This window comes from Bradyrhizobium sp. MI1.7 (genome assembly GCF_055811795.1).
This window is the reverse complement of record NZ_JBVVPO010000021.1, coordinates 112,859-124,458: the sequence shown is the minus strand read 5'-3', so window position 1 is coordinate 124,458 and position 11,600 is coordinate 112,859. Positions and strand designations below refer to the sequence as shown.

The following is an 11,600-nucleotide window of genomic DNA, read 5'->3' as shown; positions in this document are numbered from 1 at the left end:
CTCCTCGCCGCCATAGCGGGCCGCAAAGCCCATCGTGTCGGCGGCGATGCCGGACAAGGATTCGCCGAGCCGGGTCAGGCAGGAATCGCCTTCGAGATGGCCGTAGGTGTCGTTGAACAGCTTGAAGTGGTCGACGTCGATCATCAGGAGCGCAAGCTCGCTGTCATACTGCTGCGCGCGCATCCATTCGAAGTCGAGCCGGCTCTGGAAGCCGCGGCGATTGGCCAGCCCCGACAGCATGTCGATCGAGGCCATCACGGTCAGGCGGTCGTTGCTCGCGATCAGCTCGCGCTCGCGCTGGCTGAGCTGCGCGGCCATCGCGTTGAAGGCGCGGGCCAGCGGCACGAACTCGGCCGGCAGACGGTTGCGCGCGGCGCGGGCCGAGAGGTCGCCTTCGCCGAGGCGCTTGGCCATGTCGGCCAGCATCTCGATCGGCTTGATCACGAGCTTCTCGGCGGCGATCAGCGCGCCGAGTAGGACGAACAGGACGACGAACGCGAGCTGGAGATAGGCGGTGCGGATGTCGCGGCTGACCGCCGCGGACACCTTGTCCTCGTCGATGCTGGCAATCAGGCGGGCGTTGGTGCCGGCGATGCGGATATAGCTCACCGCGCGGCGGGAGCCGTCAGCGGCGAGGAAAGAGAGTGAGCCCTCGTCCTGGTCCGAACGCAGCGCCCTGTCGGCGATCGCCGACATCAGCGGCATGTTGTCGAGCGGACGGCCGATTGCGCTGTGCTGATCAGCCGGCGCGGCGAGCACGGTGCCGGCGCTGTCGACCAGCACGGCGGTGATGCCGGCGCGGCCGCCGAGATTGCTCATGACCTTCGACATCCAGTCGAGGTTGACGGTGGCGAGCACGACGGCATCCGCCACGCCGCTGAAGGCCGACACCGGATAAACCGCCATGACGGTCGGCGACGGCACAGGCCGCGACAGGATGAAGTCGCTCAGCACGAAGCGGCCGGTTTCCTGCGCCTGCTGGAAGTATGGCCGGTCGCTGAGGTCGAGGCCGACATACATGTTGTTGGTGGCGCACTGGATGCGTCCGTCCTGGCCGGCGATCAACAGCGTGCGGATCCAGGGAAGGTTCGACGGCAGGCTCGCGCGCAGCACGTCGCAGCTCTTGCTGATGCCGCCGGCGGAGGCGCGGATGAAGGCTTCAGATTTCAGGATGGTTTCGACCGACGAGATCACTTCGCGCTGCGCATCGGCGCTGTGTCTTGCAACGGTGGTGAATTCGGTCGCGGCCTGCGCGATCTGCCGCGCGCGCGTGTCCTCGAGCGAACGGATGCGCTCGAACATCAAAGGCGTCACCAGAATCACCGCGAGCAACGCAAGCCGTGCCCGGATTCCGAGAACCTGCTTGAGTTTCACTCGTTTGCGGTTGAAACTGACGTTTGCCATCTTCGCTGCCCACCCCATCGGCCAAGGTAAAGCGAAGGGTTCAAAAACTCTTTCTTGAACTCGGTAAAATTAGAACTAGCTCCGCAACAATCCAGTCCGAACCGACGTCATGACCGAAACCAACGCCGCGCCGGTAACCGGCCATTCACCAAACGCGCTCGCCGCGGTCGAAGCCGAAATTGCCCGCGCCTGCAAGGAAGCGCGGCGCAGTCGCGCCTCCGTGACGCTGATCGCGGTGTCCAAGACGTTCGCCGCGGATGCAATTATCCCGGTCATCGACGGCGGACAGCGCGTATTCGGCGAAAATCGGGTGCAGGAGGCCAAAGGCAAGTGGCCGGCGTTAACGTCCGCTTATTCCGGCATCGCGCTGCATCTGATCGGGCCGCTGCAGTCCAACAAGGCGAAGGAGGCGGTGGCGCTGTTCGATGCCATCCATTCGGTTGACCGCCCGAGCATTTGCCAGGCGTTAGCCAAGGAAATCGAATCCCAGAACAGGCACCCGGAGCTGTTCGTCCAGATCAACATCGGCGAGGAGCCGCAGAAGGCCGGCATCGCTCCCGGCGAGGCCGATGCCTTCATCGCGAGCTGCCGCGACAGCTATGGGCTGACGATCTCCGGCCTGATGTGCATCCCGCCGGTCGACGAGCCGCCGGCGGCGCATTTCGCGCTGACCGCCAAGATCGCGGCGCGCAATGGCTTGAAGAATCTCTCGATGGGCATGAGCGCGGACTTCGCCACCGCGATCATGCTCGGCGCCACCCATGTGCGCGTTGGGAGCGCGATCTTCGGGCACCGGTAGTTGCTGTCGTCCCTGCCTAGTGCGCAATTGCGCACGGGGCGCAGGGACCCATACCGCGTGATCTCTGATTGGTGGGTGGTCTTCGTACCGGCGAAAGTGAGGTAACTGCCAGTCTTCGCCAAACTTCTCCCTGGGGTTATGGGTCCCTGCGTCCGCAGGGACGACGGCGGTGTGTGCGGTGGTTACGCAAACCCCACCGACACCTGCCCCAGCACACCAAAATCCACCGCGAAATGATCGCCGGCCTGGATCGGCAGCGGCGGATGGCACGTGCCTGTCGTCACCACCTCCCCTGCCCGCAAGGTGATGCCGAGCCCGCGCAGCTCGTTGGCAAGCCAGGCCAAGGCAACACGGGGATCGCCGAGCACGTTCTTGCCGTGGCCGAGATAGCGCTGGCCGCGCAGCGTGATCTGCGGCCGCTCCTCGACGAGATCCATGGCGCGCCAGTTCGCAGTCGTCGCGGCGCCCAGCACGAACAGATGCGCGCAGGCATTGTCGGCGATGAGCTGTGCCTCGCCGGCGCCGGCGAAATCGCCAAAGCGCGAGTCGGGAATCTCGATCGCGGGATGCAAGGTGTCGACGGCGGCGAGCACGTCGTCGACACTGTACGGCGTCGCGCGCGGCGGCAGATCGCGGCCCATGCGGAAGGCGAACTCCGGCTCGCCGACGCGCATCTCGTTGCCCTTCATCGACGCCGTGCCGCCGTCGGCGATCACGGTGTCGCTCATGATGCGGCCGGCCAGCGGTCCCGCGACGTTGATGTGCTTTTGTCCGGCCTCGCTTGTCGCCGCGATCTTCCAACCGAACAGTGTTCCAAGTGATTGGTTTTCGAGGGCGGCCTGGATGGCATAGCCATCAGCGCGGCTCTGCGGCCGCAACCGCGGCTCCAGCGCGTCAAACTTGGTGCCGTCGCGCCAATGTTTGACCAGGACCTGCGATGCGGCGGCGATCTGATCCTTGTCGAGCATGTGCCCTCACCCGATGATGATTCTGGTTCTTGGTCCCAGGCGCCGCAGCAATTGCAGCATCGCCGCTTTGGTCATCGAGACGCAGCCTGCGGTCGGCCCGAAATTGTCGCGCGCCAGATGCAAAAACACCGCACTGCCGCGGCCGGCGACGCGCGGTCTGGTGTTGTGGTCGATTTCGATGATGAAGTCATAGAGATGGTCGGTCCGCTTGAGACGGTCACCGCCCTGCTCCGGTCCGAGCCGGATCGCCTGATTGTAGTGGCGATCTCCGGCGTCCTCGCACCAGGCGTCCGTGTCGCCGATGGTCCGGGCCGGAAGAAAGGTCCGCGGACGGCTGTGACGGTCGCCCCGCCACCACAATTGCCTGGGACGGAAGCTGCCCCGCGGGGTGCCGCCATCGCCCTCGCGCTTGTTTGCCAGGATTCCGCCCCGCCCCAGCGCCACCGGGATCGTCAGCGCGCCGGCCGTCAGCCAGCCACGGCGCGGATTCCCGGCAGCAGGTTTAACGCGGATCGCTTGAAGCGGTCCGGAGCTTCGATTCTTTGGGTAACTAGCTGAATCCGCTTTGCTTTTCATGTGAACGTGCGATGTCGAATTCATTACAGGACATTCATCAAAACGGCCTGAGATTTTGAGTTAGAGTGCTTCTGGCTTGTGAATCGGTAACAGCCCACTACTTCAACACGAACAACAATAATAACGGCGACCCCCCTAACTTTCCCTCGCGGCTGGGTGCAGCATGCATGCGCGCCGAGCCGGACTCCAAAAGGATGACCCCCTATGGCCAATGCCCGCAAGATCCTCATCGTGGATGACGATACCGATCTGCGCGATACGTTGGTGGAGCAATTATCGCTGCACGAAGAATTTGAGGCCTCCGCCGTCGATACCGGGGCCAAGGGCGCGAGCGCCGCGAAGGCCAATGCCCCCGATCTCGTCCTGATGGATGTCGGCCTGCCCGACACCGATGGCCGCGAGGTGGTTCGTTCCTTGCGCAAGGGCGGCTTCAAGGCCCCGATCATCATGCTCACCGGGCATGACACCGATTCCGACACGATTTTGGGGCTGGAATCCGGCGCCAACGACTACGTCGCAAAACCCTTCCGTTTCGCCGTGCTGCTGGCCCGCATCCGCGCCCAGCTCCGCCAGCACGAGGCGAGCGAGGACGCGGTGTTCTCGGTCGGCCCCTACTCCTTCCGCCCGGGCTCGAAGATGCTGACCGCGGCCAATGCCCGCAAGGTCCGGCTCACCGAGAAGGAAACCGCCATCCTCCGCTTCCTCTACCGGGCCGGCCAGATGCCGGTCTCGCGCGAGACCCTGCTCCAGGAGGTCTGGGGCTATAATTCCGGCGTCACCACCCACACGCTGGAAACGCACATCTACCGCCTCCGCCAGAAGATCGAGAAGGACGCCGCCAATCCGGAGATCCTGGTCACGGAAGCCGGTGGCTACAAGCTGGTGCCGTGATACGCTTTAGGGGCGTGCGAATCGTTTTAGATCGCATGCCCTTTGAGCCCCGGACCTGAATGTCAATCGACGACGACGTAGCGCTTCTCGAGCGTGTCCCGACACTGCGCTTGTTGGGAGACGCGTCGTTGCGCATGCTGGCGATCGGCTCCGAGCAGCGTAATTTCGTTCGCGGCGACGTCCTCTTCAATCTCGGCGACGACGCCGATGCCGGATACGTGGTTCAACGCGGCGCCTTTCGGGTCGACGACGGCGCCGGCGCGGAGATGATCGCAGGTCCCGGTGCGCTGATCGGCGAGCTCGCGCTGGTGGTGCCGATGAAGCGGCCATCGAGCGCGGTCGCGCTGGAGCACGCCTCCGTCATCCGCGTCGCGCGCAGCCTGTTTCAACGTGTGCTCGAGAGTGACCCCGCGGCTGCGGTGCGCCTGCGTGACGAATTCGCGGTGCGCTCCAGCCAGATCGCGAGCGATATCCTGATGGCGGGCGCGAAGCTGACGTCGTCGTAGCCCGGACGGCGCCGCTACACCTCCAGCGTCACCGTCACCGGCACGTGGTCCGACGGGCGCTCCCAGCTCCGCGCGTCGCGCAGGATCTTGAAATCGCTGACCGCGTCCTTCAATGCGCGCGAGACCCAGATGTGGTCGAGCCTGCGGCCGCGATCACCGACGGTCCAGTCCGCGGAACGATAGCTCCACCACGTATAGACCTTCTCCGACATCGGAAAACGCTCGCGCGCGACGTCGACCCACTCACCGGCTGCCAGCGCGGCTTGCAACTTCTCTGTCTCCACAGGTGTATGCGAAACCACTTTCAGAAGCTGCTTGTGCGACCAGACGTCGTTCTCGTGCGGCGCGACGTTGAGATCGCCGACCAGGATGTGGCGATCCTCCCCGCGCGGATGCAGCGGCTCGCAGGCCTTCATCTCGTCGAGGAAGCGAAGCTTGTGGTCGAATTTCTCGTTCAGCGCGGGATCGGGAATGTCGCCGCCGGCGGGCACGTAGAAATTATGCAGCACCAGCGGCTTTGCGATGCTGGCCTTCTCGCCGAACGAGACCGAGATGTGGCGCGAATCCACCTTGTCGCAGAAGGTGCGGATGTCTTTCGATTCGAACGGGATCTTCGAGACGATGGCGACGCCGTGATAACCCTTCTGCCCGTTCAGCGCGACATGCTCATAGCCGAGCCGCTTGAAACGCTTCAGGGGAAAGGCATCGTCGATGCACTTGGTCTCCTGGAGGCACAGCACGTCCGGCCGCGCGCTCTTGAGAAACTTCGCGACCAAGTCGATGCGCAGCCGCACCGAGTTGATGTTCCAGGTTGTCAGGGAAAGACGCATGAGGCCTGCGTCTTAGCAAGCTCTCGTAGGGTGGGCAAAGGCGCAAAGCGCCGTGCCCACCATCTCTCCTTGCGGCAGGCATTGGTGGGCACGCTTCGCTTTGCCCACCCTACGAGGGCTCGCAACGAACCTTGCACCCACCCCCGAAAAGACGTGGGCACGGCGCTTTGCGCCTTTGCCCACCCTACGGCAGTAGAGCTTTCAACCCGGCGATGGGCCGTAATTGGTGAAATCGATCTTGAACATGGCAGGATCAAGCTTCTTGCCCGCATCGAGATTGTAGACCGCGATCGTGGTGTCGTAGCCCTGCGGGTCGGTGACGGTCCACTGCTTCAACTGGCCGTCCTTGGCGCCGAACATCAGCAGGAGGCGGCTGGTGCCGACCAGCGCCTGCTTCTCCTCGATCGTGACGCTGACGAAGACGTCGTCGGCCGAGACGTTGACGACGTTGGTGTCCTTCATCAGGTCGATGCGATCGGACAGCAGGAAGCGCAGCGGCGTCTGCGACAGCGGATAGACGTCCTGGGTCGCGAGCTTGCGGTCGCGCACCACCAGCGAGGATCCGTCGGCGACGATGTCGATCGGGCTCGGCGCGTCATATTCGAAGCGCACCTTGCCGGGCTTCTGGATGTAGAAGTCGCCCTGCGTCTTGCTGCCGTCGGGGCCGACCTGGACGAAATTTCCAACCAGCGTCGACAACGAGGACAGATAGGCGCTGACCTTGGCCGCCTGCGCCTTCTGGTTGGCGTCAAACGTCTGGAAGATGCTGGTCGGCACGTTGCGGCGCGGATCCGGGATGACCGGGTTCGGCGGCGTCTGGGTCGCGCCGGTGACGGCGGGCCCACCGGCCGAACCGCCATCGCGGCCCTTCGGCGCGGGCTTCGGCACAGGCACGGTCTGCGCGAACGACGCCGCGGTCACCATCGCGGCGGTGACGAGAAGCACACCGGCCATGCGCGCGCTTCGCGCAGCGATGGTGGCAGCGAATCGAATGTCCGGATGTCTGATCAACGCGTCGTCCTGTGTGGCTGGGCGCCCTTTTAGCGTGATTTCGCTACTGCAGATATCGATTTTGCGTGAAATTATGTTCAGAGGCGGCTCGCCTCACATATGGCTATCTTCTTCCTCGACCAGAATCTCGCGCTTTCCGGCGTGGTTGGCGGGTCCGACGATGCCCTCGAGTTCCATGCGCTCCATCAGCGAAGCGGCGCGGTTATAGCCGATCTGGAGCCGGCGCTGGATGTAGCTGGTCGAGGCCTTGCGGTCGCGTTTGACGATGGCCACGGCCTGTTGGAAGAGATCGCCGCCGCCATCCGCTCCCATGCCGCTGGCGTCGAACACGGCGCCACCGTCCTCGTCCTCGGTCGGCTCTTCGGCCGTGACGGCCTCGAGGTATTCGGGCTGGCCCTGCGTCTTGAGGTGACGCACCACCTTCTCGACTTCCTCGTCCGACGCGAAAGGTCCGTGCACGCGGCTGATGCGGCCGCCGCCCGCCATGTAGAGCATGTCGCCCTGCCCGAGCAGCTGCTCGGCGCCCATCTCGCCCAAAATGGTGCGGCTGTCGATCTTGGACGTCACCTGGAAGGCGATGCGGGTCGGGAAGTTCGCTTTGATGGTGCCGGTGATGACGTCGACCGACGGACGCTGCGTCGCGAGGATCACGTGCAGGCCGGCGGCGCGCGCCATCTGCGCGAGGCGCTGCACCGCCCCTTCGATGTCCTTGCCGGCGACCATCATCAGGTCGGCCATTTCGTCGACGATGATGACGATGTAGGGCAGCGGGTCGAGCGAGAGCTTCTCTTCCTCGTAGATCGCCTTGCCGGTTTCCTTGTCGAAGCCGGTGTGCACCGTGCGCGTCGGTTCCTCGCCCTTGGCCTTCAATTCGAGCAGGCGCGTATTGTAGCCGTCGATGTTGCGCACACCGAGCTTGGCCATGTTCTTGTAGCGCTCTTCCATCTCGCGCACGGCCCATTTCAGCGCGACCACCGCCTTCTTCGGGTCGGTCACAACAGGCGTGAGCAGATGGGGAATGCCGTCATAGACGGAGAGTTCGAGCATTTTCGGATCGACCATGATCAGGCGGCACTGGTCCGGGCGCAGCCGGTAGACCAGGCTGAGGATCATGGTGTTGATGGCGACCGACTTGCCGGAGCCGGTGGTGCCGGCGATCAGCATGTGCGGCGTGCGCGCGAGGTCGATGATCACGGGGTCGCCGCCGATGGTCTTGCCGAGGCAGAGCGGCAGCTTCGCAACCGAATCGACAGTCTCCTTGGCGACCAGCAGCTCGCGCAGATAGACCTTTTCGCGATGCGCATTCGGTAGCTCGATGCCGATGGCGTTACGGCCGGGCACGACGGCGACGCGTGCCGACAGCGCGCTCATCGAACGGGCGATATCGTCGGCGAGACCGATCACGCGCGATGACTTGATGCCGGGCGCCGGCTCCAGCTCGTACAGTGTGACCACGGGACCCGGATTGGCTTTCACGATCTCGCCGCGCACGCCGAAATCCTGCAGCACGCCTTCGAGCGAACGCGAATTGGCTTCCAGCTCAGCCTTGCTGAGCGGCTGGCGATCGCCCGCCTTGGGCGCGGCCAGCACGGACACGGACGGAAGCTCGAACTTGTCGGAGGATTTCTTGGAGGCGGCCTTTGGTGCAGCCTTCTTGCGCGGCGCGCGCGCGGCCGGCTCCTCCTCTTCCTCCTCCTCGTCTTCCTCTTCTTCGTGCTCGTCCTCGTCAATTTCGTCTTCGGACTGCGGCGAGATCGACGACGCGGCGCGGCCGCCGCCGAGATTCGGCTCCTGGCGGCTGAACGCAACGGCTTTGGTCTTCGGTCCGCTCGAGACCAGCGAGCGGTAAGCGGTGCCGAGCAGCCAGATCAGCCGCGCCTTCGTGCTCATCAATGCGTGGAACAGCCACCCCAGCGACACCGAGCCGCGATCGCTCTCCTCGTCTTCGTCGAGCGGCTTGTCGTCGTCCTCGATCTCCGCGAACTCGTCGTCATGCGCGCGCGCGCCGAGGCCGCAGGCGATCAGGAAGGTCGCGCCGATCGCGGCGAACAGGATCGTGCCCAGCACCATGCGATAGATCGTGCCCGCCGGTCCGAAAATCACCGCGGGCGCGCGCACCAGCGCATCGCCGACCACGCCGCCGAGGCCGGTCGGCAGCGGCCAGGCGCCGCCATGCGGCCAGCAGCTGGCAAAGCCCGCAGCGATCACGGTGCAGAGAGTCCAGGAACCGAGCCGCAGCGCCTCGCGGTCGAACGGGCGATGGGTCATCATGCGCCAGCCCCAGACCGCGACCGTCAGGACCAGCATAATCGCGCCGAGCCCGAGGATCTGCATCGCAAGGTCGGCGCCGATCGCGCCGGCATAGCCGAGAATGTTGCGGATCGGCCGTGAGGTCGCGTGGCTGAGGCTTGGATCCTGCACCGACCAGGTCATCAGCGCGGCCGAGGCGACGCCGGACAATGCAATCAGGCCGAAACCGGTGAGCTCGCGCATACGCCGCGCCAGCCCCTCGCGGATCGACGGTGGCAGATGGCCGACCAGTGGAATGACACGTTCGATTGCCGACATGCTCATGGGCCCCGCCTAACCCAGAGTCTCGACCAGGCGGTGCAGCGCCTGCGCCGTGGTCTCGCCATCCTGCACCAGCGCAAGGCGAATGAAACCTGCGCCCGGATTGAAGCCGTCGGGCTGGAGCCGCGCCAGATAGCTGCCGGGCACCACGCGTACGCCTGCTTCCTTGAAGAGCCTGAGCGTGATCGACACGTCGTCGCCGAGCGCGGACGTGTTGAGCCAGACGCAGAAGCCTGCGTCAGGTCGGCGATAGCCGTAACGATCGCCGATGATCTGGTCGGCGAGATCGAACTTGATCCGGTAGAGCCTGCGGTTCTCCTCGACATGCGCCTCGTCGCCATAGGCAACGGTCGCGACATGCTGGAGCGGCACCGGCACCTGCGGCGCCGCGATGTTGCGCAGCTCGAGGAACATGCCGATGAATCGCTTGTCGCCGGCGGCGAAACCGACGCGCAGGCCCGGCAGGTTGGAGCGCTTCGACAGCGACTGGAACGCAACCACGCGGGTGAAATCAGGGCCGGCGCATTCGAGCGCGCTGCCCGGGGCCTCGCGGGTGTAGATCTCGGAATAGCACTCGTCGCTGAGGATCACGAAGCCGTAGCGGTCGGCGAGCTGCTTCAACCGCCTGAAATAGTCGGGTTTGGCGACCGAGCCCTGCGGATTGGCGGGCGAGGCCAGATAGAACGCCACCGTGCGCGCCAGCGTCGCTTCGTCGATGGCATCGAGATCGGGCAGAAAGCCGTTTTCGACGGTGGTCGGCAGGTAGACCGGCTCGCAGGCCGCGGCGCGGGCGCCGGCGCCATAGACCGGATAGAACGGGTTCGGCATCAGGATGGCGGGCTTGCCGGGGCGCGGGCCGACATAGCGCGCGGCCGCGATCGCGGCGAGGAACAGCCCCTCGCGGCTGCCATTGAGGACGAGAATCTCGTTCTCGGGGTCGAGCGGCCGCGGCAGCTTGAAGCGCGACGACAGCCAGGCGCCCGCTGCCGTGCGGAACGGGTCGGTGCCCTTGTTCGCGGGGTAACGGCCGAAATCGGCGATGTGCTTGGCCAGCACCGGGCCGACGAAGTCAGGCACGGGATGCTGGGGCTCGCCGACTGCAAGCGTAATCAATGGCTTACCCGGCTGATGGGGTGCCAGCAGCTCGTTCAGCCGGACGAAGGGCGAGCGTTCGCTATCGGAGCTTCCACTGTCCTGCGGCGCACGGGATGAAGCGGTTATAGCCATTCTGGACGCCAGCACTCTTGGAACAGCCGGTCGCACCAAGGCGCCGGCGGGAAGCGGTTCACTTCACCATAGATAGGGCGAGGTTAAGACGCGATTAACCATCGGCTTTCCGCGCCATCAAGAGTCATTTCCGTGACCTGGATTTGAGGTCCGGTCCGTCCGGAGCGGGAATAATGAGGCCGGATAGAGCGGACGCATGGCGGGCCCGGGTCCCGTCATGGCCGGGCCTGTCCCGGCCATCCCCCGGCCCATTCTACCGTACCCAAGAACGTTCATGCCCGGGCCTTCGCCTCGCCGAAGCGGGCTTCGGCCGCGCAGGCGGGGCAAGCCCGGGCATGGCGAGTTTCCGGATATGGGCGCGCCTAGTGCCCCGGCAGCTTCTCGAATGTCTTCATGCCCACCGGGATCGCGTGGAACTCCTGCATGTCGCAGGTGTAGATCGCCATCTGCGGATGGAACTGCGCGGGCTCGTCTAAGGTGCCGACCTTCAGGATCGCCGCCGGCAGGCCCGGAACCTTGGTCACCAGATGGGTGCCGCATTCGGCGCAGAATTCGCGCGTGACGGCGCGTTCGAGGTCCTTGCGCGTGAATTGCTTGGGCTGCCCGGTGATGTAGCTGAAGCCGGCCGCCGGCATCGCGATGAAGGTGTTGGGCGCGCCGCCCGAGATGTACTGGCACTCGCGGCAATGACACTGGGCCTGCATCATCGGATCACCTTCGGCCACGTAGCGCACTTCGCCGCAATAGCATCCGCCTTCCAAACGCATGACGACCTCCCGGTTTGTTTTTCGTTGTGGTCGATATTTCTGCGCCGGCA

The 11,600-nt window shown here is 64.9% G+C and carries 11 protein-coding genes; 3 read left to right on the top strand and 8 right to left on the bottom strand.

Translation table 11 applies throughout. The features are described 5' to 3' along the window. The coding region (locus AC0L3X_RS20720) for a sensor domain-containing diguanylate cyclase (protein WP_473316711.1) at window positions 1–1,404 on the bottom strand (1,404 nt) is incomplete at its 3' end. Between the two features lie 109 nt (window positions 1,405–1,513). Between AC0L3X_RS20720 and AC0L3X_RS20715 the strand changes: the two genes are divergently transcribed. Then, window positions 1,514–2,203, top strand: a complete 690-nt coding sequence (locus AC0L3X_RS20715) for a YggS family pyridoxal phosphate-dependent enzyme (RefSeq protein WP_063980287.1) — start codon at window positions 1,514–1,516, stop codon at window positions 2,201–2,203. A 182-nt stretch (window positions 2,204–2,385) separates the two neighbouring features. Here AC0L3X_RS20715 and AC0L3X_RS20710 read toward each other — a convergent pair whose 3' ends face one another. Together AC0L3X_RS20710 and AC0L3X_RS20705 are read right to left on the bottom strand one after the other, a co-directional pair. Beyond that, a complete protein-coding gene (locus AC0L3X_RS20710) occupies window positions 2,386–3,171 on the bottom strand; it encodes a 2-keto-4-pentenoate hydratase (protein ID WP_063980288.1) in 786 nt (261 codons plus the stop codon). A gap of 6 nt (window positions 3,172–3,177) precedes the next feature. Next, window positions 3,178–3,747 carry a L,D-transpeptidase family protein gene (locus AC0L3X_RS20705; protein WP_063985976.1) on the bottom strand — a complete coding sequence of 190 codons (570 nt, stop codon included), beginning with the start codon at window positions 3,745–3,747 and terminating at the stop codon, window positions 3,178–3,180. Window positions 3,748–3,951: 204 nt separating this feature from the next. Between AC0L3X_RS20705 and AC0L3X_RS20700 the strand changes: the two genes are divergently transcribed. Continuing rightward, complete coding sequence (locus AC0L3X_RS20700) at window positions 3,952–4,638, top strand: response regulator transcription factor (protein WP_007598630.1); 687 nt, start codon at window positions 3,952–3,954, stop codon at window positions 4,636–4,638. 59 nt (window positions 4,639–4,697) lie between these two features. After that, entirely contained in the window at window positions 4,698–5,144 is a 447-nt protein-coding gene (locus AC0L3X_RS20695) for a cyclic nucleotide-binding domain-containing protein (protein WP_063980289.1), read from the top strand. Window positions 5,145–5,158: 14 nt separating this feature from the next. Here the strand turns inward: AC0L3X_RS20695 and xth are convergent, their stop codons facing one another. From xth to AC0L3X_RS20670, 5 genes are all read right to left on the bottom strand, one after another. Beyond that, window positions 5,159–5,974 carry an exodeoxyribonuclease III gene (gene xth, locus AC0L3X_RS20690; RefSeq protein ID WP_014490778.1) on the bottom strand — a complete coding sequence of 272 codons (816 nt, stop codon included), beginning with the start codon at window positions 5,972–5,974 and terminating at the stop codon, window positions 5,159–5,161. Between the two features lie 201 nt (window positions 5,975–6,175). Next, the gene (locus AC0L3X_RS20685) at window positions 6,176–6,928 is read right to left on the bottom strand and encodes an outer membrane lipoprotein carrier protein LolA (protein WP_063980290.1); all 753 of its coding nucleotides are present in this window, start codon (window positions 6,926–6,928) and stop codon (window positions 6,176–6,178) included. A gap of 150 nt (window positions 6,929–7,078) precedes the next feature. Beyond that, on the bottom strand, window positions 7,079–9,559 hold the full coding sequence (locus AC0L3X_RS20680; RefSeq protein WP_473316710.1) for a DNA translocase FtsK: 2,481 nt from the start codon (window positions 9,557–9,559) through the stop codon (window positions 7,079–7,081). Between the two features lie 9 nt (window positions 9,560–9,568). Next, the gene (locus tag AC0L3X_RS20675; protein WP_063980292.1) at window positions 9,569–10,783 is read right to left on the bottom strand and encodes an aminotransferase class I/II-fold pyridoxal phosphate-dependent enzyme; all 1,215 of its coding nucleotides are present in this window, start codon (window positions 10,781–10,783) and stop codon (window positions 9,569–9,571) included. A 362-nt stretch (window positions 10,784–11,145) separates the two neighbouring features. After that, complete coding sequence (locus tag AC0L3X_RS20670) at window positions 11,146–11,550, bottom strand: GFA family protein (RefSeq protein WP_063980293.1); 405 nt, start codon at window positions 11,548–11,550, stop codon at window positions 11,146–11,148. Window positions 11,551–11,600 lie beyond the last annotated feature (50 nt).